The sequence below is a fragment of the Marilutibacter spongiae genome, from assembly GCF_014145325.1.
GTDB lineage: Bacteria > Pseudomonadota > Gammaproteobacteria > Xanthomonadales > Xanthomonadaceae > Marilutibacter > Marilutibacter spongiae.
In genome coordinates this window covers 102,769-126,074 of record NZ_JACHTF010000010.1, presented here as the reverse complement: position 1 = coordinate 126,074, position 23,306 = coordinate 102,769, and the positions used below count along the sequence as shown (strand labels likewise).

18 protein-coding genes are annotated in these 23,306 nt (G+C 69.1%); 7 read left to right on the top strand and 11 right to left on the bottom strand.

Going from position 1 to position 23,306, the window contains the following annotated elements; genetic code table 11:
• Window positions 1-9 precede the first annotated feature (9 nt).
• Window positions 10-1,137, top strand: a complete 1,128-nt coding sequence (locus H4F98_RS10545; protein ID WP_182687474.1) for an inorganic phosphate transporter — start codon at window positions 10-12, stop codon at window positions 1,135-1,137.
• Between the two features lie 88 nt (window positions 1,138-1,225).
• Here H4F98_RS10545 and H4F98_RS10540 read toward each other — a convergent pair whose 3' ends face one another.
• Window positions 1,226-1,636 (bottom strand): hypothetical protein, encoded by a 411-nt coding sequence (locus H4F98_RS10540; protein WP_182687472.1) that lies wholly within the window; start codon window positions 1,634-1,636, stop codon window positions 1,226-1,228.
• A 40-nt stretch (window positions 1,637-1,676) separates the two neighbouring features.
• On the opposite strand from H4F98_RS10540, the gene H4F98_RS10535 reads away from it, so the two are divergent.
• Together H4F98_RS10535 and H4F98_RS10530 are read left to right on the top strand one after the other, a co-directional pair.
• Window positions 1,677-2,039 carry an MGMT family protein gene (locus H4F98_RS10535; RefSeq protein ID WP_182687469.1) on the top strand — a complete coding sequence of 121 codons (363 nt, stop codon included), beginning with the start codon at window positions 1,677-1,679 and terminating at the stop codon, window positions 2,037-2,039.
• An 85-nt stretch (window positions 2,040-2,124) separates the two neighbouring features.
• A complete protein-coding gene (locus tag H4F98_RS10530) occupies window positions 2,125-2,784 on the top strand; it encodes a rhomboid family intramembrane serine protease (RefSeq protein WP_182687467.1) in 660 nt (219 codons plus the stop codon).
• A gap of 105 nt (window positions 2,785-2,889) precedes the next feature.
• On the opposite strand, the gene H4F98_RS10525 is transcribed toward H4F98_RS10530, so the two are convergent.
• Window positions 2,890-4,872 carry a M13-type metalloendopeptidase gene (locus H4F98_RS10525; RefSeq protein WP_182687465.1) on the bottom strand — a complete coding sequence of 661 codons (1,983 nt, stop codon included), beginning with the start codon at window positions 4,870-4,872 and terminating at the stop codon, window positions 2,890-2,892.
• A gap of 145 nt (window positions 4,873-5,017) precedes the next feature.
• On the bottom strand, window positions 5,018-7,117 hold the full coding sequence (locus H4F98_RS10520; protein WP_425487599.1) for a M13 family metallopeptidase: 2,100 nt from the start codon (window positions 7,115-7,117) through the stop codon (window positions 5,018-5,020).
• Window positions 7,118-7,327: 210 nt separating this feature from the next.
• Here H4F98_RS10520 and H4F98_RS10515 point away from each other — a divergent pair, with 210 nt between their 5' ends.
• A complete protein-coding gene (locus H4F98_RS10515) occupies window positions 7,328-8,233 on the top strand; it encodes an aspartyl/asparaginyl beta-hydroxylase domain-containing protein (RefSeq protein WP_182687461.1) in 906 nt (301 codons plus the stop codon).
• 340 nt (window positions 8,234-8,573) lie between these two features.
• On the top strand, window positions 8,574-9,908 hold the full coding sequence (locus tag H4F98_RS10510; protein WP_182687458.1) for a DEAD/DEAH box helicase: 1,335 nt from the start codon (window positions 8,574-8,576) through the stop codon (window positions 9,906-9,908).
• Window positions 9,909-10,794: 886 nt separating this feature from the next.
• Here the strand turns inward: H4F98_RS10510 and H4F98_RS10505 are convergent.
• The 6 genes from H4F98_RS10505 to trxA form a co-directional block, all read right to left on the bottom strand.
• Complete coding sequence (locus H4F98_RS10505) at window positions 10,795-12,639, bottom strand: DUF885 domain-containing protein (RefSeq protein WP_246373092.1); 1,845 nt, start codon at window positions 12,637-12,639, stop codon at window positions 10,795-10,797.
• Between the two features lie 155 nt (window positions 12,640-12,794).
• Entirely contained in the window at window positions 12,795-13,565 is a 771-nt protein-coding gene (locus H4F98_RS10500; RefSeq protein WP_182687456.1) for a queuosine precursor transporter, read from the bottom strand.
• Window positions 13,562-14,248, bottom strand: coding sequence for a DUF502 domain-containing protein (locus tag H4F98_RS10495; protein WP_182687454.1), 687 nt, complete (start codon window positions 14,246-14,248; stop codon window positions 13,562-13,564). Before H4F98_RS10495 ends, H4F98_RS10500 begins: the two co-directional genes overlap by 4 nt.
• Before the next feature lie 53 nt (window positions 14,249-14,301).
• Window positions 14,302-16,296 carry a bifunctional serine/threonine-protein kinase/formylglycine-generating enzyme family protein gene (locus tag H4F98_RS10490; protein ID WP_182687452.1) on the bottom strand — a complete coding sequence of 665 codons (1,995 nt, stop codon included), beginning with the start codon at window positions 16,294-16,296 and terminating at the stop codon, window positions 14,302-14,304.
• A gap of 173 nt (window positions 16,297-16,469) precedes the next feature.
• Window positions 16,470-16,931, bottom strand: coding sequence for a DUF4442 domain-containing protein (locus tag H4F98_RS10485; RefSeq protein WP_182687450.1), 462 nt, complete (start codon window positions 16,929-16,931; stop codon window positions 16,470-16,472).
• A gap of 108 nt (window positions 16,932-17,039) precedes the next feature.
• A complete protein-coding gene (gene trxA / locus H4F98_RS10480; RefSeq protein WP_182687447.1) occupies window positions 17,040-17,930 on the bottom strand; it encodes a thioredoxin in 891 nt (296 codons plus the stop codon).
• 171 nt (window positions 17,931-18,101) lie between these two features.
• On the opposite strand from trxA, the gene H4F98_RS10475 reads away from it, so the two are divergent.
• Window positions 18,102-18,701, top strand: coding sequence for a DUF998 domain-containing protein (locus H4F98_RS10475; protein WP_182687445.1), 600 nt, complete (start codon window positions 18,102-18,104; stop codon window positions 18,699-18,701).
• Here H4F98_RS10475 and H4F98_RS10470 read toward each other — a convergent pair.
• Both H4F98_RS10470 and H4F98_RS10465 read right to left on the bottom strand, forming a co-directional pair.
• Window positions 18,692-18,943 carry a SemiSWEET transporter gene (locus H4F98_RS10470; protein WP_141518773.1) on the bottom strand — a complete coding sequence of 84 codons (252 nt, stop codon included), beginning with the start codon at window positions 18,941-18,943 and terminating at the stop codon, window positions 18,692-18,694. The genes H4F98_RS10475 and H4F98_RS10470 overlap by 10 nt on opposite strands.
• Window positions 18,943-20,262 (bottom strand): metal-dependent hydrolase family protein, encoded by a 1,320-nt coding sequence (locus tag H4F98_RS10465; RefSeq protein WP_182687443.1) that lies wholly within the window; start codon window positions 20,260-20,262, stop codon window positions 18,943-18,945. The genes H4F98_RS10470 and H4F98_RS10465 overlap by 1 nt, the downstream gene beginning before the upstream one ends.
• Window positions 20,263-20,514: 252 nt before the next feature.
• Between H4F98_RS10465 and leuS the strand changes: the two genes are divergently transcribed.
• Window positions 20,515-23,241 carry a leucine--tRNA ligase gene (gene leuS, locus H4F98_RS10460; RefSeq protein ID WP_425487598.1) on the top strand — a complete coding sequence of 909 codons (2,727 nt, stop codon included), beginning with the start codon at window positions 20,515-20,517 and terminating at the stop codon, window positions 23,239-23,241.
• Window positions 23,242-23,306 lie beyond the last annotated feature (65 nt).

The following is a 23,306-nucleotide window of genomic DNA, read 5'->3' as shown; positions in this document are numbered from 1 at the left end:
GCCGGCGCGATGCTCACGCTCGTCATCGTCGTGGTCCTCGCGGCGCTCATCTTCGAATACATCAACGGCTTCCACGACACCGCCAACTCGATCGCCACGGTCGTGGCGACCAAGGTGCTGTCGCCGATGCAGGCGGTGGGCCTGGCGGCCAGCATGAACCTGGTCGGTGCGCTGCTCGGCACCGCGGTGGCCAAGACCATCGCCTCGGGCCTGATCGACGTCGGCGTTGTCGAAGTGGGCTCGCAGCTGATCCTGTGCGCCCTGCTGGGCGGCATCATCTGGAACCTGATCACCTGGTGGCTGGGCCTGCCGTCCTCGTCCTCGCACGCGCTGATCGGCGGCCTCTGCGGCGCCGCCCTGGCGGCGGCCTCCAACAACTTCGACGCCATCATCTGGTCCGAGCCCAAGGAGCCGATCTACCGCAGTGCCGGCGTGCTGTGGAAGGTCGTCGTGCCCATGGTCACCTCGCCGGTGCTGGGCTTCGCCGCGGGCTTCCTGGTCATGGGGGTGCTGTTCTTCCTCATCTCCATGATGGCCCGCTCGGGCGGTTGGCTGGCGCGTATCGCGCGGCCGCGCTGGGTCAACAGCTTCTTCGGCAAGGCACAGCTGGTCAGCGCCGCCGGCATGGGCCTGGCCCATGGCATGAACGATGCGCAGAAGACCATGGGCATCATCGCGCTGACGCTGTTCAGTGCGCAGTCGGTGGGCACGCTCGACGACCTGCCGGCCTGGCTGGGCTTCCTGCACCCGTCCGACAACGCGATGGCGACCCAGGACATCGACCTGTGGATCAAGATCACCTGCGCGCTGGTGATGGCGGCCGGTACCGCGGCCGGCGGCTGGCGGATCATCAAGACGCTGGGCCACAAGCTGGTCAAGCTGCACCCCATCCACGGCTTCGCGGCGGAGACCAGCGCCTCGGCAGTGATCTTCGGCGCTTCGATGCTGGGTATCCCGGTCTCCACCACGCACAACATCTCGTCTGCGATCATGGGCGTGGGCACGGCCAAGCGCTTGAATGCGATCAAGTGGACCGTGGTCGAGAAGATGATCTGGGCGTGGATCCTGACCATCCCCGCCGCCGGCGGCATCGCCTACCTGATCTTCGAGTTCCTGCGCGCGACGGGCTGGGCCTGACGCGCCGGGAATCGGGAACGCGGGAATCGGGAATCGGGAATCGGAGGCGCCCCATGCCCCATCCCCGAATCACCAATCACCAATCACCTCAATAAAGATCCCCGCCCGCCGAGAGCGCGCGTTCCATGCGATCGCCGATGCCGCCGATCTCGAGGACCAGGCGGTCGATCTCGGCCGGGTCGAGGCCTTCGTAGGGGCGGTTCTCGCACAGTTGCAGGTGCGGGACGCCGTCCATGTCGCCGATGGCGAGGTAGCCGACCCGGCTGTGCCAGTTGAAGGCCAGGGCGCGGTGCATGTCCAGGGTGGTGATCGGGGCGACCGCGGTGCTCACGCGGAGGTAGGGGCGGCCGTCGTCGTCGTCGAGCTCGGACAGGAAGATGGCCTGGTGGCGTTGACCCTGTTCCAGGGAGAGTTCGATGCAGACCACGTCGATGTCATGCTCGGTGAGCCGGTACCCGGCGGCCTTGAGGTGCTTCAGGATGGCACTGAAATTGCGCATGCGGGGACAGGTCCGGTGATCGGACCCGTATGCTAACGCGATGAACGGCCAGACCGACGTGAAGCACGACAACGAATCGCGGATCCTGGCGGCGATCCGCGCGATCCCGCGCGGGCAGATCGCCGGCTACGGCGAGGTCGCCCGGCGTGCCGGCCTGCCGGGGCGGGCACGCCTGGTGGCGCGGGTCCTGCGCGGTAACACCGATCCGGCGCTGCCCTGGCACCGCGTCCTGCGTTCGGATGGCCGGATCGCCATGGCGGTCGATTCGCCGGGCTACCTGGAGCAGACGCAGCGGCTGCGGGCCGAGGGCCTCCTGGTCGTCGACGGCCGGGTCCGGGGCGTGCGTGCCAGCCCCAGCCGGGAGGAGGTGCTGGACGAACAGGTCTGGGGCATGCCCGACTGAGCGGCCCGGATGGCGTGCGCGAGGCGCGTGGCGGCGCCTACACGCGCCAGCCAGTACCATGTGCGCTTCGTATCCGGGAGCCGCGATGTTTTCCAATCTTCCCCCCGTCACCAAGGCCTTGTTGATCGCCAATGGCCTGGTGTTCCTGCTCCAGCAATTGCTGCCCGAAACCACGTTCGCGTCGTTCATGCTGTGGCCACCCGGCAGCGACGGCGCTTTCGGCGTCGGCGGCTTCCTGCCCTGGCAGGTGCTGACCTACGGGTTCATGCACGGGAGCATGGCGCACCTGTTCTTCAACATGCTGGCCCTGCTGATGTTCGGCGCGCCGCTGGAGCATGTGTGGGGCAACCGGCGGTTCCTGAACTATTACCTGGTCTGCATCGTCGGTGCGGCGGTCTGCCAGATCGGCGTCGGCATCTGGGCGATGTCCAGTGGCCAGCCGCCATACCCTACGGTCGGTGCTTCGGGCGGGATCTTCGGCTTGCTGTTGGCCTACGGCATGCTGTTCCCCAACCAGCGCGTGATGCTGCTGATCCCGCCGATCCCGATGAAGGCGCGCACCCTGGTGATCGTCTACGGGGTGATCGAACTGCTGCTTGGCGTCAGCGGACAGCAACCCGGCGTCGCGCACTTCGCCCACCTGGGCGGCATGCTGTTCGGCTGGTTGATGATCCGCTACTGGCGCGGCCAGCCCCCCTTCGGCGGTGGCGGGCGCAAGCCCCCGGGGCCACGCATCGTGCGTTGACGCGCACGGTATCGCAGGCCCATGACGAAAACGGCGCGGTTTCCCGCGCCGTTTTCGTTGGCCGCTTCAAGGCGCCGGCCACGAGTTCGCCCGGCGCAAGCGGCGTCAGGGCCAGACCTGGATGCGGTTGTCGGGCTTGTTGCGCATCACGCTGCCGACGCGGCAGCCATAGAGCTCGCCGAAGTCGGCGAGGTTGGCGAGCGGCCCGTTGCTGCGCCACTGTCCCGGTGCGTGCACGCTGGTGGAGGCCATCGCAGTGGCGGCGGCGGGCGTCATCGATTGCGCCCACAGGCCCGCCCAGGCCTTGAAGAAATCCTGGCGGGCGGCCTTGTCGGCATCGGGATGGCGGGCGTTGAAGGCCGCCCACGCAAGCTCGACGCCGGAGATGTCGGCAAGGTCCTCGTCGCGCGTCTGCATGCCGTTGACCTTGACGCCCTCCAGGCCCGGATAGGGCAGGGTGGCGTACTGGCTGGCCACGCGCGAGGCCAGTGCGTTCCAGGCGTTGGCGTCGGGAGCCTCCCACCAGTCGCGCACGTCCAGGCGGGCATCGACCAGGCGGCCACGCGCGTCGAAGCCGTGGGTCAGTTCATGCCCCACCAGGGCACCGAACGCGCCATATTGCGCGGGCTCGCCGCGCACTGTTTCCAGGACCGGCGCCTGAAGCATCGCGGCGGTCACCAGCAGCCGGTTCTGCGTGATGTCGTAGGCCAGGGCAGGCGTCTGCGGCTGCACGTTCCAGCGGCGAGACGCGTTCGCCTCGCCGATCCGGCGCATCTCCGAGCCGTGCCGCCAGGTCGACGCGATCAGCATGTTGCCGCCGAAACTGCCGCGTCCGACCGGCTGCACCGTGTAGTCGATGTCGCGGTCGGGCATGCCGATCTCGATCTTCAGCGCGGCGAGTTTGGCCCGGGCCTCGGCCTTGGCCGCGGCGCCCAGGCGGGGATCGCGCTCGAGGGCGGCGCCCAGCGTATCGCGGATGTCGGCGGCCACGGCTTCGGCGCGCGCCTCGGTGCCGGCGTCAAGGTAACGCTGCGCATATTCGCGTCCCAGCATCGGGCCGGCCGCCAGGTTGATGGCATCGAGCACCTGCTGTTCGCGCGTGGGCGGCGCCTGGCGCCCCTCCAGCACGCGGCCGCGGAAGTTGAAGCTGGCGTCGCGGAAGGCGCGCGACAGGTAGGGCGCCATGGCATCGCCCACCCGCCACCGCAGGTAGGCCTTCCATTGCGCCGGCTTGAGGTCGTCGACGAGGGTGTCGAGGGTGGCGAACAAGGCCGGATTGGCCATCGACACGGTGGCGTCGCCGACCTGCTGGGCGACGATGAAGTCCTCCAGCTGCAGCGTGCGGTACTGCTTGTCCAGGCCGGCCGCCGGCACCGGGGCGAAGTTGCGACGGGGGTCGCGGAGCTCGATCAGGGGCCGCGAGGCACGGGCGATGCGGGTCTCCAGGTCGATCACCTGGGCGGCTTCCGCGGCGGCGTCGCCGGCCGGAGTGCCGGTGAGCACGAGGATCTGCTCGACGTACTTGGCGTACTGGGCCAGCACCGTGCGGGTATCGGCGTCGGTGCGCGTGTAGAAGGCAGGGTCGGGCAGGCCCAGCCCGCCCTGGCTGAAATAGCCGATGTGCCGGGAAAGGTCATTGAGGTCCACGTCGGGACTGAAGTTGAACACCACCGGTATGCCGACCTGGTGCAGGGCGGCGATCGCGGGCGGGATGTCCTTGTCGCGGCGGATCGCGTTGATGCGCTCCAGCAGCGGCGCGATCGGATTGGAGCCGTCGCGCTCCACGCCGGCCTCGTCCATGCCACTGGCCCAGAAGTCGCCCAGCAGCGTCTGCACGTTGCCCACCGGTGCCCGCTTGGCCGCCTCCAGCAGGTCGATCTGCTGCTGCCGCGCGCGAGCGGCCAGCTGGCCCATCGCCGAGACCATGCCCGGGTCGGCGGGCGGTGGGTTCGCCGCCAGCCAGTCGGCGTTGGTGTTTCCGTGGAAATCAGCGCAGGCGACCGGCGGCTTGGCGGCGCTGGCGGGCGACGCGAACGCCGCTGCCAGTCCGAGTGCCAGGGCGCCGCTGAGCGGGCGAAGTACGGGCATGTCGGCTTCCATCCGGGGGACGGCCGGAGTGTAGCAAGGCCCCCGATGACTCCTGCGTCACGATGGCCCTGCCGGTTGGACGGCAGACAGAAAGACGAAGGCCCGGACATGCCGGGCCTTCGCGGGTGCTACGTGGACGCAGGGATCACCAGATGATGACCTGCTGGTCGCCCTGGCGGACCATCGGCTGGCCGGGTTTGCACTCGAACGCGGCGGCGAAGGCCGGCAGGTTCGAGGGCGCGCCGATCGCGCGGAAGTTCGCCGGTGCGTGCGGGTCGGTGGCCAGGCGCACCTTCAGCTCTTCGGGGGTGAAGTTGCGGCGCCACACGGTGGCCCAGTTGGCGAAGAAACGCTGGTCGCGGGTCATGCCGTCGATCATCGGGTCCGGCGTGCCTTCGGTGGCCTTCTTCATCGCGTCGTAGGCCGTGGCCAGGCCGCCCAGGTCGGCGATGTTCTCGCCCAGGGTCAGCTTGCCGTTGACGTGCTCGTCGTCGTTGGCCTTGTAACCGTTGAACTGGTTGACCAGCTTGTCGGTCAGGCCGGAGAAGCCCTTGGCGTCGGCGTCGCTCCACCAGTTCTCGAAGTTGCCGCTCGGCCCGAAGCGGCTGCCCTGGTCGTCGTAGCCGTGGGTCATCTCATGGCCGATGACCGCGCCGATGCCGCCATAGTTGAGCGGGTCGTCGGCCTGCGCGTCGAAGAAGGGCGGCTGCAGGATCGCGGCCGGGAACACGATCTCGTTCTGCAACGGGTTGTAATAGGCGTTGACGGTTTGCGGGCTCATGCCCCATTCGGTCTTGTCGACCGGCTTGCCGATCTTCGACAGCTCCCACTTGTAGTTGAACTCCATCGCGGCGAGCACGTTGCCGATGTAGCTGTCGCGGCTGGTCGACAGGCCGCTCCAGTCGCGCCACTTGTCCGGGTAGCCGATCTTCGGGGTGAAGGCGGCCCACTTCTCCATGGCCTTGGCCTTGGTCTCGTCGGTCATCCAGTCCAGGTTCTCGATGCGGCCCTTGAGCGCATCGCTGAGGTTGGACACCAGGGTCTCCATGCGCTCCTTGGACTCGGGCGAGAACGCCACGTCGACGTAGAGCTGGCCCAGGGCCTCGCCGGCCGCGTTCTCGATGGTGCCGAGCACGCGCTTGCCGCGTTCCTTGAGCTCCTTCTGGCCGCGCAGGGCCTTGTTGTAGAAGTTGAAGTTCTCCTCGACGAAGGCGTCCGACAGGTACGGCGACGCGCCGTCGACCGCGTGGAAGCGCAGGTAGCTGCGCCACTGGTCGGCGGGGACGTCGGCGAGCATGGCGTCGACTTCCTTGTGGAAGTCCGGGATCGCCAGCGAGAACATCTTCGGTGCCTGCAGGCCCTGCGACTCGAAGAAGCGGGTCCACGGGAAGTTCGGGGTCAGCTTGTCGGCCTCGGCCAGGGTCACCGGGTTGTAGTAAAGCGAGACGTCGCGGGAGAGCTCTTCGCTGGACTTGGAAGCCTTCGCCAGGCGGGTCTCGAACGCGACCACGTCCTTGGCCTGCGCGGCGGCGTCCTCGGCGCTGGCGCCGGCCAGTTCGAGCACCTTGGCCACGTGCGCCTGGTAGGCCTGGAGCTTGTCGGCCTTCTTCGGGTCGGAGTAGTACGTGCTGTCCGGCAGGCCCAGGCCGCCCTGCGCGGCGTAGGCGATGTTCATGGTCGAGTCCTTGAAGTCGGCTTCAGGACCGAAGCCGAACAGGTAGAACTGGCCCTTGGCGGCGCTGCTGCGCAGGAAGTCGGCGATCTTGTCCTGGCTGTCGAGCGCGTCGATTTCGGCCAGCTCGCCCTTGATCGGGTCGATGCCCTGGGCGTTGATCTTCTCCGCGTCCATGCCGGTGGACCAGAAGTCGCCGATGACCTTCTCCACGCCGGTGGCGTTGCTGTCGGCGGCGGCCTGTTCGGCGATCTGGCGCTGCACGGCCAGCGAACGCTCGGCCAGCATCTCGAAGGCGCCCCAGGACGTGCGGTCGCCGGGGATTTCGTTGGCGGTCCGCCACTTGCCGTTCACATAGCCACCGAAGTCGGTGCAGGCGTCCTTGCTCGGGTCCAGGTCGCTGGCGAGGAAGCTGTTCATCGGCGGCAGCTTGCTGTCGTCCAGGGTGATGCCGCCTTCCTGCGAGGCAGTGGCGTCGGTCTTGGCGGCCGGCGCGGCCTCGTCGGGCTTGGCGCAGGCGGCGACGGTCGCCGCGATGGCGAGGGAGAGAAGGAGGATCTGCGGTTTTTTCACGGTCACGGTGCTCCGGCCTGGTGAAGGAATGTCGGGTCGAGCCGCCGGCGCCGCCTGCAAGGCGTGCAGGCCGGGGGCCCGGTACGCCCATGGGGCGACAGCCCACCATAGACCGCTTCGACGCCCCGTGAGGGTGCAGAAGGTCATGCCGGGGCCCGCCCAAGGACGCGACGGGTACCGCAAAGCCCGCGGAGACGGGACAATGGCGCCATGAATCCAGGCGAAACGCAGTTCATCCAGGCCCTCCGGGAGGCCCGTACGGCCCGCGCCGTGGCCCAGGCCTGCGAGGCGCTGGAACGCAGCGGCGAGGCCGTCACCCCGGCCTTTGGCGCGGCGCTGCCGGCGGCGCTGCATGGCCACCTGCAGGGCGTGTCGGCGCATCCGGCCTTCCGGCTGTGGCTGGACGTGTTCTTCGGGCGCCGGCCCGGGCGCTTCCGATCGCCCCTGCAACAACCCAACTTCCTCTATTACCCGGCGTTGCCGGCGCAGGCCTGGTTCCGTACACCTGAACTGCCGGCGCTCGCGCCCTTGCGCGATGCGATCCCCGCGGTACGGGAGGAACTGCTCGGCTTCCTCGGCGAAGACGTGGCGTTCCAGCCTTATGTCGACGCGCGGGCCGCGGGCGACCGGCAGTGGGGACGCCTGGCCGACAGCCTGGAGTGGTCGGCACGGCACCTGTTGCGACGCGAACAGTGGGACGAGGCCCTGGTGGCGCGGCTGCCGGCGACGCGCGGCTTTCTCGAGCAGGCGCCGCTGGCGCAGTATCCGCCGCATGCGCCGGAGTGCTTCATCTCCCGTCTCAAGCCCGGGACCGAACTGCCCCCGCACCATGGCCTGTCGAACATCAAGTTGACCGCCCACCTCCCGGTCGACCTGCCCGAGGGCTGCTCGATCACCGTCGCCGGCGAGACGCGGCACTGGATCCATGGCGACTTCCTGGTCTTCGACGACTCGTTCCTGCACAGCGCGTGCAATCGCGGCGAGCGGGTGCGCACGGTGTTGATCTTCGACATCTGGCACCCGGGGCTCTGCGAGGAAGAGCGCGCGGCGCTGGCGCACGCGATCGCCGTCCTCGATCGCGTCCAGTCCTGCCGTCGCGGCGGCGCGCCAAGCTGAACGGGGAGTGCGACGGCGGCGCTGCCTGAACGAAGGCGCGGGCGGGCGCGCTGGCGCGGACGGGGCCTTTCGCGTACAGTGCGCGGCGTCTGGTGCTCGGTTGCTGCCCGAAAGGGTACGTTTCCCAGCTATATCCTGCCGCACCCCACATCCAACGGGACACGATCCCGCTGGGCGCCCGCAAGGGGCGGGGCGCGGCCTGTATTCCGCACGTCATTCGTAGCGCCGACACGGCCCGGAGCATCCGGTGCCGTTCAAAAAAACGACTCGCAGCGCGGCTACAGGGAAAGCTCCGGGTGATTCCGCATCCATGGGTGCGGATCAGGAATTGGAGCTCCACATGTCTTTTGAATCCCTCGGGCTTGCGCCCGCGTTGCTGCGTGCGCTCTCGGAACAGGGCTACACCACGCCGACCCCGATCCAGGCCGAAGCGATCCCGCTGATCCTGGCCGGCCACGACCTGCTTGGCGGCGCCCAGACCGGTACCGGCAAGACCGCCGCCTTCAGCCTGCCGCTGCTCAACCGCCTGTCCAAGACCACGCCGGCCAAGGGCCCGCGCAAACCGCGCGTGCTGGTGCTGGTGCCTACCCGCGAACTGGCCGTGCAGGTGCACGAGAACCTGCGCGGCTACGCCCGCCACCTGCAGGTCGCCAGCTGCATGATCTTCGGCGGCGTCGGCATGGGTCCGCAGGTCGACGCGCTGCGTCGTGGCGTCGACGTGCTCGTCGCCACCCCCGGCCGCCTGATCGACCACATGGAGCGCGGCAGCGTGCGCCTGGACGCGATCGAAGTGCTGGTCATGGACGAGGCCGACCGCATGCTCGACATGGGCTTCCTGCCGGCGATCAAGCGCATCCTCGTCAAGCTGCCGCGCGAGCGCCAGACCCTGCTGTTCTCGGCGACCTTCGAAGCGCAGATCAAGGCGTTGGCGCTGGAGTTCATGCGTGATCCCCGGCAGGTGCAGGTGGCCGCGCAGAACACCATCGCCGAGACCATCGCCCACCGCGCGCATCCGGTCGACGTCGACAGCAAGCGCGACCTGCTGATCGACATCCTGGCCAAGCGCCACACCGACCAGGTGATCGTGTTCGGCCGCACCAAGCACGGTTGCAACCGCCTGGCCGAGCAGCTCGACAAGGCCGGCATCAAGGCCGTCGCGATCCACGGCAACAAGAGCCAGGCGCAGCGCCAGAAGGCCCTCAACGCCTTCAAGGCGGCCAAGGCCCGCGTGCTGGTGGCGACCGACGTGGCCGCGCGCGGCCTGGACATCCCCAACCTGCCGCTGGTCATCAACTTCGACCTGCCGATGGTCGCCGAGGACTACGTGCACCGCATTGGTCGCACCGGCCGCAACGGCGCGTCGGGCGAGGCGCTGTCGCTGGTCTCGCACGACGAGGGTGGCCTGCTGCGGCAGATCCAGCGCGTGCTCAAGAAGGACGTGGAGATGATCGAGGTCGAGGGCTTCGAGCCCAGCCGTCCGATCCGCCTCGACGTCGCGATCCCCAACCCGCGCAGCAAGCGCGGCGGCGGTGGCAACAACAACAACGCGCGTCGCGCACCGGGCCATCGCCCGCACGGCAAGCCGGCACCGCGCCACGCCCATGCCGGGCCGAAGCAGCGCGGTGGCCCCGGCCGTCGCGGCGGTGCCTCGCGCAGCGGCGGCGCCGGGGCCTGAGCCCCGCGGTCGCAGGAAGGAAGAGAGCCGGCGCGATGCCGGCTCTTTTTTTGCCTCGAAAGGGCCGTCCGCGCAGGAGCGTAGGGTGGGTAGAGCCGAAGGCGAAACCCACCGTCGCGGGATTTCACGCACGACGGACGATGGGTTTTGCTTCGCGCCACCCATCCTACGGGTCTGCCTCTCATCCCGCCTCGTAGGGTGGGTAGAGCCAAAGGCGAAACCCACCGTCGCGGGATTTCACGCACGACGGACGATGGGTTTTGCTTCGCGCTACCCATCCTACGGGTCTGCCTCTCATCCCGCCTCGTAGGGTGGGTAGAGCCAAAGGCGAAACCCACCGTCGCGGTATTTCACGCACGACGGACGATGGGTTTTGCTTCGCGCCACCCATCCTACGGCGCTGCCTCTCATCCCGCCTCGTAGGGTGGGTAGAGCCAAAGGCGAAACCCACCGTCGCGGTATTTCACGCACGACGGACGATGGGTTTTGCTTCGCGCCACCCATCCTACGGCGCTGCCTCTCACCTTGCCTCGTAGGGTGGGTAGAGCCAAAGGCGAAACCCACCGTCGCGTTATTTCACGCACGACGGACGATGGGTTTTGCTTCGCGCTACCCATCCTACGGGTCTGCCTCTCATCCCGCCTCGTAGGGTGGGTAGAGCCAAAGGCGAAACCCACCGTCGCGGTATTTCACGCAAGACGCACGATGGGTTTTGCTTCGCGCTACCCATCCTACGGTGCTGCCTCTACCCCGGCCTCATAGGGTGGGCAGGGCGCGTAGCCCGGAGGAGCGATGCGCCGTTCTCCACTCAGTTGGAACAGGACCCAAAAAAAAGCCGGCGCGATGCCGGCTCTTTTTTGCCTCGAAAGGGCCGTCCGCGCAGGGATCATCCCTGCCTGGCGGCGATCCAGCGGTCGATCTTGCCTTCCAGGACTTCCAGCGGCACCGAGCCGTCCTTCAGTACTTCGGCATGGAACTCGCGGATGTCGAAGCGATCCCCCAGGGCCTTCTCCGCGCGTGCGCGCAGTTCCTTGATCTTCAGCTCGCCGATCTTGTAAGCCAGCGCCTGGCCCGGGATGGCCATGTAGCGCTCGGCTTCGGCGGTGGACTGGGTTTCGCTCTCGGCGGAGTTGTCGAGCATGTACTTGATCACCTGCTCGCGGGTCCAGCCCTTGCTGTGCAGGCCGGTGTCGACGACCAGGCGGATGGCGCGCCACAACTCGTTCTGCAGGTAACCGAAATAATTGTAGGGGTCGGTGTAGACGCCCAGGTCCTTGCCCAGCGACTCGGCATAGAGACCCCAGCCCTCGGTGAAGGCGGTTTCGCCGCCGAAGCGGCGGAACTTCGGCAGGTTGGTCAGCTCCTGCTGGAGCGCCAGCTGGAAGTGGTGGCCGGGGATGGCCTCGTGCAGGTACAGGTCCTCAGCGTCCCAGGTCTTGCGGGTCGGCAGGTCGTAGGTATTGACGTAGAAGATGCCCGGGCGCGTGCCGTCCTCGCTCGGGCTCATGTACGAGCCGCCGGCGGCCGACTGCGCGCGGAAGGGCTCGACCGGGCGGATCTCGAACGGTGCCTTCGGCGTGAGCGAGAACAGCTTGGGGACGTGCGCGTCGATCTTGTCCTCGAGCCCACGGTAGTAGGCCAGCAGCGCGTCCTCGGTCTCGAAGCTGAAGCGCGGGTCGTCCTGCATGAAGCGGAAGAAGTCCTGCAGCGAACCCTTGAAGCCCACCTCCTTCATCACCTCCAGGATCTCGCCATGGATGCGCTTGACCTCCGACAGGCCGATCTCGTGGATCTGGGCCGGGGTCAGGTCGGTGGTGGTGCGCTGGCGGGCGTTGAAGGCGTACCACGCGGCGCCGTTCGGCAGCGCGTCCATGCCGGCGCTGTCGCGGGTGTGCGGCATGTAGTCGTCGACGATGTAGCTGCGCAGCTCGCCGTAGGCCGGCATCAGGGTGTCGGCGATCAGTGCCTTGTACTCGGCGGTGAGGCGCGTGCGGTCGGCTTCGCTGAAGGACTCGGGCATGTTCTTGATGGGACCCCAGAACAGGGTCTGGGTGGGATCGTCCTTGATCAGCGCGTCGAGCTGCGGGACCACTTTCTCCATCAGCGCGCGCGGCTGCACGACGCCGTTCTCCACGCCGACCTTCATGTTGGCGATGGCCTGGTCGAACAGCACCGGCACCTGCGAGGCGCGCCTGGTCCAGTTGTCGTAGTCCTCGACGGTCTTGAAGGGCTGCGCGCCGGTGCCCGAGCCGAGCTGCACGGCCATCGCCGCGAGGTTGTAGAACTGGTTGATCGGCTGCTGCCAGCCGGGGAACTGCTCGCCGGCGAGTTCGTTCTTCTGGTCGCGCACGAACATCTCGTAGCTGATCAGGTCCTGCCCGTCGAGGCCTTCCGGCCCGATGTCCTCGATGGTCTTGAGCCAGCGCGTGGTGAAATCGTGGGACTTCTGGCGGTAGTCCGCGGACAGGAAGTTCGGCAGGCGGTCGTTGTAACGCGGATCGCCCTGGAACGTCGCCGAGAGCGGGTTGAGTTCCAGCGACTCCTCCCAGTACTGCTCGTAGAGCGCATCGAGCCGGGCGGCCTTCGCGGCATCGGTCGCCATCGCCGCCGACAGCGGCAGGGCGGCCTGCGCGTGGGCGGCCTGGGCCGGCGCCAGGGCCAGGCCAGTGAAAGCGATCGCGACGGCCAGGGCGGCGGTCAACGGGGTCCGGGCAAGGCGGGGCAGGGTCATCTGGAGCTCCTCGTGGAGGGGGTGGGTGCGCGGCCTGCGATCCTTCCGGGCCGTGGGCGCGTCGCCGTCCTGGCCCGCGCAACGCCCCAGCATCATTGCATGGCGGGCCAAAGGACATGGGCCGATGGTCATGGCGGCGCGCTTCGCCGCCGCGCTCAGGCGCTGGCGTGCTCGCGAAGCCGGTCGGCGCGCTCCCGGCCCAGGTAGCCGATGATGCCCGCGCGCAGCAGGTAGATCAGCGGGATCATCGCGATGGCCGCGAGCATCTTGTAGGCGTAGTTGATCGTGCTCACCGCCATGAACAGCGAGGTCGGCCATTTCTGCGGCCCCAGCACGAAGGCGATGTAGAGCACCACGAAGCTGTCCACCAGCTGCGATACCGCGGTCGAACCGGTGGCGCGCAGCCAGACCCAGCGCTCGCCGGTCGCGCGGCGGATGCGATGGAAGACCGCCACGTCGATCAGCTGGCCGAGCAGGAAGGCCACCAGGGATCCGGCGATGGTCCACAGCCCCTGGCCGAAGACCGCGGCGAACGCGGCCTGGTAGTCCTCCACGCCTTGCGACCGGGCCGCGGCCACCCACCATTCGGCCGGGGCCAGCGCGATCGCGGCGAAGGCGAAGAGGAAGCCGTAGCAGATCAGCCCGACCGCCAGCCAGGAGATGAAACGGACCCCGCGACGACCGAAGAATTCATTGATGACGTCCGTCATCAGGAACACCACCGGCCAGAGCAGGGTGCCGGCGGTGAAGCTCAGCGAGCCGGTCTGCCCGAACAGGTTCCACTGCAGCGGCGCGATGCCCAGGGTGTCCTCGAGTGCGAAAATCTTGACCCCGATGAACTCCGCCAACAGCGCATTGGCGCAGAAGAACGCCGCCAGCACGATGAACAGTCGCGTGGCGCGGTCCTCCAGCACGGGCCGCGTCACGGGCCGGTCGCTCCCTGGGCCGCTGCAGGGGGCGCGGCCGGCGGCGGACTGAAGGGAATGGACTCGGGCGAGACGGCCCCACCGGAGATGATGAAGCTCATCGCCTGGTCGACGGTCCAGTCGGTCGGCGTGATCTTCTCGACCGGCACGATCTCCAGATAGCCGGACGTGGGATTGGGCGTGGTGGGGACGTACACCGCCGCCAGCTCGCGCCCCGTCCCCTGTTCCCTGAGGACGCGGGTGACGAAGCCGATCGACTTCATCTCGGTGTGCGGGAAGTCGACCAGGACCACGCGCTGGGTGCCGTCGGGCTTGGTCTGCAGGATGTCGAGCAGCTTGCGCGCGCTGCCGTAGATGGTGCTGGCGAACGGGACGCGCTGTATCAGCGACTCCACCCAGCGCAGCATCCGCTGGCCGAACACGCGGCGCGCCATCACCCCCGACAGCAGGATGACGCCAAGGGTGGCCAACAGGGCGAGCACCGTGATCACCCACGGGTCGTCCATCCAGCCCAGGGTCTGCGGCGCGGACGCGGCGACCCGGGCCAGGACCGGCCCGACCAGGGGCTTGCTGACGTCGGTCAGCAGGACGAAGACGAACTTCACCACCACCCAGGTCAGCCACAGGGGCAGCAGGGTGAGCAGGCCGGTGAGGAACAGGCGTTGCAGGGTCTGGAGGCGCATCCGCGGATTGTACGTGCGGCGACCGCCGCGGAGTACGGCGCGGACGCGGGACCTCAGTCGGCGCGGGTCAGGCGGAAGCCGACGTCGTCGTAGCCGCGGTCCGACTGCAGCAGGCGTTCGCCGCGATCGCTGCGCCAGGACGCCCCCCGGACCTGGCGCTGGTTGCAGTCCTTTCCGCAATCGCGCTGCCACAGCGACAGCGCGCGTCCGCCAGGCACGGAGGCCGCGCGCGTCGCCGATTCCTGCACGGTCGGCAGCCGGTACTGGTGGCCATCGCGGCGACCCAGCCAGCGTGCGTAGGCCTCGGCGTCGGCCATGGACACGCAGACCACGGGTGCGCCCGGGTCCTGGCTGAAGCCGGGGTCCTTGAAGTTGCGCGGGTCGAGCACGCGCAGCAGGGACGCACGCTCGCGGCACAGGGCGGGCTTGCGGCCGGTGGCCTCGGCGAAGCGGGTGTAGTCGGCCACCGTCACCGGCTGGTGTTCGATGCGATGGCCGCCACCCGCGTCCGCGACGGTCTCGCCGGCGCTGTCCTCGACGGGCGCCTCGGCGAGCGCGAGCAGGCGCGCCGACTCGCTGCGCGGCAGGTCGAAGTCCGGTGCGAGGGCGGCCACGCGACGCGCGGTCGGGCGGTCGTTGCGCTCCACCGCTTCGGTCACGTGCCGGTCCAGGGCGCCCGCCACCCGCTGCTGCCGCTTGCGCGCGGCGGCGACGTCGAGCGCGCCGGTTTCGCTTTCCAGTTCCGCCAGCCGCTGCTGGTAGTCGCGGGCGCGTTCGAAACGACCGGCCTGCAGGTGGTCGAGCAGTTCGGCCGACAAGGCGCCGTCGAGCTCGCCCAGCAGCCCGTGCACGTTGGTGTTGTCCGGCTCCAGGCGCCAGGCCGCGAGCAGGGTGGCATGGGCGTTGTCGCCCTCGGGCGCGGTCAGGTTGCGGGCGTCGAGCTGGCGCCGCGCACTTTCCAGCGCGACCTGGATCGGCGCCTCCGGCAGCGGTCGCAGCATCGACTCGGTGGGGTCGGGCGGTGGCGGCGCGGCTTCGACCGGCTTTTCGGCGACGAAGAAACCGTCGCCCCCGTCGCGCAGCAGGCCCGCGAGCGCCACCACCACCACCAGCGCCGCGGCACCGGCGGCCAGGGCCACGCGATGCCGGCGGAAGGCCTCGCCGATGCCGTGGAGGACGGCGGCGCCCGGCACCGCGCTGCGCGTCTGCACGCGTTCGATCGCATCGCGCATCTGGGCAACGTCCTGGAAACGCGCGGACGGCGCCTTGGCGAGCGCGCGGTTCATGAAACGCTGCCAGTGGCGCAGGCGCATCGGCAGCTTGGGGATGGGGTCCTTGGCGTGCATGACCGCCATCGAGAGCGCATCGGAGGCCTGGTACGGCAAGGCGCCGGTCAGCAGTTCCCACAACAGCACCGCCAGGCTGTAGAGGTCGGCGCGGCCGTCGACGTCCTCGCCGCGCGCCTGCTCGGGCGCCATGTAGGCGGTGCTGCCGACCGCCATGCCGGTGGCGGTGACGCGCGGGCCATAACCTCGCCGCAGCGCGATGCCGAAATCGGCCAGCAGCGGGCGGTCGGAGTCGTCGAACAGGACGTTCTCGGCCTTGACGTCGCGGTGGACCACGCCATGGCCGTGCGCGTACTCAAGGGCCGAGAGCAGGGCGCGGACGATCTCGAGCACCCGGCGTTCGTCGCCGACGGCCACCTGCTTGCGGAAGCTGCGCTGGCCCAGGTGGCCGCGCGGCATGTAGGGCATCGCGTAGTAGGGCAGGCCACCCTTGGTCCGGCCGACCTCGTGGATGGTGACGACGTGCGGATGCTCGAGCCGGGCGATGGTGCGGACTTCGTTCTCGAAGCGCCTGCGGCTGACTTCGTCGCTGAGCGCCTGCGGCAGCATGACCTTGATCGCGACTTCGCGCGCAAGCGATTCCTGCTCGCCCAGGTAGACCGTGGACGCGGAACCGTGGTTGAGCACGCGCAGCAGCCGGTAGCCCTGGATTTCCGGGAACGGGACCGAACCGATTTCAGTGCTGGCTACGTGCGACGACATGCCCCGCCCCCTGTTGCGAGACGTCGAGCATACCTCCAACGATGCGCGCTGGGCGCGCATGGAGGGGTCCCCTGTTCAGTCGAAGGGGGGCGTGGTCTTGAACTGCGATGGTGATCAAGTTCGATCAGTGCGCCATTCGAATATTCGCCCCGTTTGCGGGCGGCTTCATGGTGTCAGGCCGCGGGACGCGCGCGCTTCTTGCGGCGGATGTACAACTGCTTGCGCACACGGGCAACGACGTCGCCGGTGTCGTCGACGACGTCGGTGTCGAACCAGTGCAACAGCTTGTCGCCGCCAGCGGTGGCGTCGCGCAGGGCCTGCACGGTGGCCTGGTCGAGGTCGAAGCGTGCCTGCACGTGGCTGCGCCCGGGTTTGACGAATTCGATCTCGCCGGCCTTGTCCCAGACGATGTAGTCGCGCCCCAGGGCGTTCATCGCCAACAACATCCAGAACGGATCGGTCATCGCGAACAGGCTGCCGCCGAAGTGCGTGCCGACGTAGTTGCGGTTCCACGGGCGCAGGCGCAGCTCTACCGAGGCGTGGCGGTAGTCGGCGTCGATGGCGCGCACGTGGACGCCGCTGAACAGGAACGGCGGCCAGAGATTGAGGACGTGGCGGAGCAGGCGGGCGTTCATCGGGAAGGACGGGCGAGGCGGGCCATCAGATTGCCATACGGTGGCGTATTGTCAAAGCCGCGCCACGCTTCCCGCTTCCCGATTCCCCGCGTCCCGATTCCCCGCCTGTCAGAACAGCAGCGAAGACATCCGGCGGCGGTAGCGGCCGACGAGGGCGGCGTCGTCGATGACGCGGAAGGCGTCGATCAGGGCCTTGCGCGGCAGGCCGCCGTCGAAGTCGCGGTCGCGGGCCAGCATCTCGATGAACTGTTCCAGCGCGGCCTCGGCGTCGCCGGCGACAAGCAGGCGCGTCCCGAGCAGGTGGCGTGCCTTCAGGTCGGCCGGATCGGCCTCGATCGCCGCCCGCAGCGCCTCGGCCGGCGGTGAATCCTTGACGGTAGCGGCGAAGCCCAGGCGGGCACGCGCATTCACGGCCCGGTCGTCGGTCGACAGGTTGGCCGGCAGTCCGTCGAGCAGGCCTTCGGCCTCCACGGTATCGCCTGCGCGCAGCAGGGCCAGGGCCAGGTCGAGCTTGAGCGCCTCCTGGTCGGGTTGCGCGGCGACTTCGCCCCGCAGCCGCGCGACCTCCGCCTGCGGGTCGACGGGCGCGGCCTCGACGTCGTCCGCGGGCGCGGCGGGGATGCCCTCCAGCGTGGGTGCGGCCGGCTCGATGCCGTGGTGGGCGAGGAATTCGCGCATCTGGCCCTCGGTCAGTGCGCCGGGCACGGCATCCACCACCTGGCCGCCCTTGACCAGGAACAGGGTCGGGATCGAACGCACCTGGAAGGCCGCCGCCAATTGCTGTTCCTTGTCGACGTCGACCTTGGCCAGCAGGAAGGCGCCGTTGTACGCCTCGGCGAGCTTCTCGAGGATGGGGCCGAGGGTCTTGCACGGGCCGCACCACTCGGCCCAGAAGTCGATCAGGACCGGTGTCTGCAACGACTTCTGCAGGACGTCGGCCTCGAAGGCCTCGGTGGTGGCGTCGAAGACATGGGCGGGGGCGGTCGTGTCGGGGTTCATGGCGGCTTCCGGTGAGCGTTGCGTCCGACATGGAGGCGGCGACGGCGCATTCCAATCCCGGCGTGTCGCGGGGCAGGGGGTGTAGATTATCGCCCTCCCGCGCCGGTGGCCGGTTATGCCGGATCGGCGGGCCTTGCCCGGCGGGGCGGATTTTTCACCTGGAGACATCCCATGGTTCGACACGCGCATCGCATGGCATGGGCGGCGATGGCCCTGTTCGTGCTGGCACTGGCGGGCTTCGGCGCCACGCTCGATGGCTATTCGCACTTGCGGCACGCACCCGCCCTGCTCGGGGCAGGCGGCGATGTCCGCTCCCTGGCCTTCAACCTGTCGGCCTTCGTGGTACCCGGGTTGCTGCTGGCCACGGCCATGTTCGTGTTGCGCAGCGGCCGCGACAGCGCGGCCTGGCCGCTTCGGCTGGGGCTGGCGCTGTGGCTGCTGTCGGCACTGGCCTTCGCGGCGATGGGCGTGTTCGCGCTGGACGCATCGAGCGTGGCGGCCGCGGCCAACCGGCACCACGCCGCGGCCTGGTCCTTGTGGTGGATGGCATTCGCCCCGGGGGCGCTGATGCTGGCGTCGGGGGTCGGCGGGGTGCCCGGCCTGCGCCGCTTGCGCTGGCCGCTGGCGCTGGCGGCGCTGCTGGTGCCGGCCACCGCCCTGCTGTTGCCGGGGCTGGTGCCGGTCGGCGCCGCCCAGCGCCTGGCCTTCGTGCTGTGGTTCGCCTGCCTTGCCGCGACCGCGACCGCCGCGGTGCGCGCGCGTCAGCCGTAGCGCAGCTTCATCGCCAGGATCGTGCCGGCCAGGCCCAGGGTCAGGGTGTTGCATGCGATCATCGGCCACGAGCCCAGGTGGATCCCGTAGGCCAGCCAGAAGCCGATGCCGACGGTGAACACCACGTACATGCCCAGCGAGAGGCTATGGGTATCGCGGCTGCGGATCGTCTTGAGCGCCTGCGGCACGAACGCGACCGTGGTCAGGGTGGCCGCGGCGTAGCCGAACCACTCGCCGTCCATCACTCTGCGTCCGCGTCGTCGCCCGGGCGACGATGGACGCGGCCGTCCTTCATCACGAAGTCCACGGCCATGACGGCGTTGATGTCCTCGACCGGGTTGCCCGGCATCGCGATCACGTCGGCGCGCTTGCCCGGCTCCAGCACCCCCTGGTCGTCGACGCCCAGCACTTCGGCGGCACGGACCGTCGCGGCCTGCAGCGCGACCGCCGGCGGGATGCCGGCCTCGACCATGTAGATGAACTCGCGTGCGTTGTCGCCGTGCGGGCCGACGCCCATGTCGGTGCCGAACGCGATCCGGACGCCGTTGCGGTAGGCCTTGGCCGCGGTGTCCTGGATCAGGGCGCCGATGCGCGCGGCCTTGGGACGCACGACCTCGGGGAAATAGCCGTCCAGCTTGGCCTTGTCGGCGACGAAGCGCCCGGCGTAGATCGTCGGGACGTACCAGGTGCCCTTTTCCTTCATGAGCTTCATCACCCGGTCGCTCATGTAGGTGCCGTGCTCGATGCTGGTCACGCCCCCCTCGACCGCGCGGTACATGCCTTCCTCGCCATGCGCGTGCGCGGCGACGCGGTAGCCGTAGTCCTTCGCGGTGTCGACCACCGCGCGGATCTCCTCGACGGTGAACTGCGGGGCGTCGCCGGACTTCGCGTACGAGAGCACGCCGCCGGTGGCGGTGATCTTGATGACGTCGCTGCCTTCCTTGTAGCGCTGGCGCACGGCCTGGCGCGCATCGTCGACCGAGTTGATCACGCCCTCGGTGGGGCCGGGTGGCCCGATCAGGTGCGAGAGGGCGTGGTTGTAGCCATTGGTCGGGTCGGCATGGCCGCCGGTGGTGCCGATCGCGGTGCCCGCGGCCCAGATGCGCGGTCCGTCGACCAGCCCCTGGTTGATCGCGTCGCGCAGGTGCGGGGTGACCTCGCCGCCGAGGTCGCGCACGCTGGTGAAGCCCGCGCGCAGCGTCTTCTTCGCGTAGCCGACCGAGCGGTAGGCGTAGTCGACCGGGTCGAGGCGGAAACCCTCCGAGTAGGTCTGCGGGCTGGACTGGTCGTAGATGTGCACGTGCAGGTCGGTCCAGCCCGGGCTGCAGGTGCGGTCGCGCAGGTCGATCGACGCGACCCCGGCCACGTCGGCATTGCCGCCGCTGACGATGCGCTCGATCCGGCCGTCCCGGACCAGCAGCGTGTGCGGTCCCAACACTTTGCCGCTGCGCGCGTCGAACAACCGGCCGCAGTGCAGGGCCGTCGGCGCGGGAGGCGGGGCGGCCTGCGCCGTGGCGAGGCAGAGGGGCGAAAGCAGGGCGAGCAGGGCAAAGGTGCGCATCGGTCGGGTATCCCCCAGCATTGGACGGGTCGCCGGGGAAGTACGCGACGCAGGCGGCATCGCCGCGAAGGCCCTCCCCAGGCCAGGGGGCAGGATGGCCCCCGGTCCCGGCCAAGTCCAGAGACGCCGGTCCCGCTCCGTCGCAGGGCCAGCGGCGGTGCGCCTGCCCGTGGCGGCGCATGCTGCGCTGCGGTAGGCTTTCCGGTCCCCAGTTCGAAGTCCCCCGCCGTGTCCAGCGAAGCCGCCAGCGAGATCCGTCCGTACGAACCGCAGTCCATCGAGGACGCCGCCCGCCGCTACTGGACCGACACCCGTGCCTTCGAGGTGGACGAACAGTCCGCCAGGCCCAAGTACTACTGTCTGTCGATGCTGCCGTACCCGTCCGGCGCGCTGCACATGGGGCACGTGCGCAACTACACGATCAGCGACGTCATCAGCCGCTTCAAGCGCATGACCGGACACAACGTGCTGCAGCCGATGGGCTGGGACGCCTTCGGCCTGCCGGCGGAGAACGCCGCGATCAAGAACCGCACCGCGCCGGCCAAGTGGACCTACGCCAACATCGCGCACATGAAGGCGCAGCTGCAGCAGATGGGCTATGCGATCGACTGGTCGCGCGAGTTCGCGACCTGCCAGCCCGACTACTACGTGCATGAGCAGCGCATGTTCGTGCGGCTGATGAAGCAGGGCCTGGCCTACCGCAAGAACTCGGTCGTCAACTGGGATCCGGTCGACCAGACCGTGCTGGCCAACGAGCAGGTGATCGACGGGCGTGGCTGGCGCACCGGCGCGCTGGTGGAAAAGCGCGAGATCCCGCAGTGGTTCCTGAAGATCACCGACTACGCGCAGGAGCTGCTGGACGGACTGGACACGCTCGACGGCTGGCCCGAGGCGGTCAAGACCATGCAGCGCAACTGGATCGGGCGCAGCGAAGGCCTGGAGATCCGCTTCGACGTGGTCGACGAGGACGGTGCGCCGGTGGCGCCCGTGGAGGTCTACACCACGCGCCCCGACACCCTCATGGGCGTCACCTTCCTGTCGGTCGCCGCCGAGCATCCGCTGGCCACGCATGCCGCCGCGGGCAACCCCGCGCTGGCCGACTTCATCGCCGAGCTGCGCCAGGGCGGCGTGTCCGAGGCGGAACTGGAGACCCAGGAAAAGCGCGGCATGTACACCGGCCTGCGCGCGGTGCATCCGGTCACCGGCGAGGAAGTGCCGGTGTATGTCGCCAACTTCGTGCTGATGGGCTACGGCACCGGCGCGGTGATGGCCGTGCCGGGCCACGACCAGCGCGACTGGGAGTTCGCCAAGCGCTATGGCCTGCCGATCCGCGCGGTGATCGCGTCGGCGGCGGTGCGCGACGCGCTCGAGGAGATCGAGCGCCACATCGAGAAGCACGACGACGCCATGGCCGCGGCCCTGGGGACCGGCGCCGCGATCGACGTGTACGACACCGGCGCGGCCGTGCAGGTGGTGCAGGACTTCGTCCGCGCCATCGACGAGGACGGCGCCTGGACCGAGCGCGGCTGGCTGGTCAATTCCGGCGAGTTCGACGGCATGGACTTCGACCAGGCGCTCGATGCGCTGGCCAGCCGCTTCGAGGCGGCCGGCATCGGCCGGCGCCGGGTCAACTTCCGCCTGCGCGACTGGGGCGTCAGCCGCCAGCGCTACTGGGGCTGTCCGATCCCGGTGATCCTGTGCGCCGCCTGCGGCGACGTGCCGGTGCCCGAGGACCAGTTGCCGGTGCTGTTGCCCGAGGACGTGGAGTTCAGCGGTGTCGCCTCGCCGATCAAGTCCGACCCCGAGTGGCGCAGGACCACCTGCCCGACGTGCGGTGGCCCGGCCGAGCGCGAGACCGACACCTTCGACACCTTCATGGAGTCGAGCTGGTACATGCACCGCTACACCAGCCCCGGCGCGGCCGACATGGTGGACGCGCGCGCCAATTACTGGATGCCGATCGACCAGTACATCGGCGGCATCGAGCACGCGATCCTGCACCTGCTGTATTTCCGCTTCTACCACCGGCTCATGCGCGACCAGGGCCTGGTCGACAGCGACGAACCGGTGCGCAGGCTGCTCACCCAGGGCATGGTGATCGCCGATACCTACTTCCGCGCCAACTCGGACGGCAGCAAGGACTGGATCAATCCCGCCGACGTCGAGGTCGTGCGCGACGACAAGGGCCGCGTGACCGGCGCGACGCTGAAGTCCGACGGCCAGCCGGTGGAGATCGGCGGCACCGAGAAGATGTCGAAGTCGAAGAACAACGGCGTCGACCCGCGCGAGATGGTCGGCAAGTACGGCGCCGACACCGTGCGCCTGTTCTCGATGTTCGCCGCGCCGCCCGAGCAGTCGCTGGAATGGAACGAGGCGGGCGTCGAGGGCATGGCGCGGTTCCTGCGCCGGTTCTGGCGCGAAGTCGTGACCCATGCCGCCCAGCCCGACCATCCCGGGGTCGACGTGGCCGCGCTCGACGGGCGCCAGAAGGCGCTGCGTCGCCAGCTGCACGAGGCCATCCAGAAGGTCGGCGACGACTATGGCCGGCGGCACAGCTTCAACACCGCGATCGCGGCGTTGATGGAGCTGCTCAACGCGGTCGCGAAGTTCGACGACATGGGCGACCAGGGTCGCGCGGTGCGCCACGAGGTGCTCGAAGCGATGGTGCTGATGCTCAACCCGGTCACCCCGCACGTCAGCCATGCCCTGTGGCAGGTGCTGGGCCATGGCGAAGCGCTGGTCGAGGACGTGCCCTTCCCGGTGGTCGATCCGTCCGCCCTGGTGCGCGATTCGGTCAAGCTGGCGGTGCAGGTCAACGGCAAGCTGCGCGGCACGATCGAGCTCCCTGCCGGCGCCACGAAGGAGGACGCCGAGCGCCAGGCCCTGGCCGAACCCCACGTCGCCCAGCACCTGGAGGGCCTGAGCGTGCGCAAGGTCATCGTGGTGCCGGGCAAGATCGTCAACATCGTCGCCAATTGAGGCGTTTCCGCCACCGCTGGCTGAACGGCGGTGGCTTGCCGCGGTTGCCGGCCTCGTCCAGACTT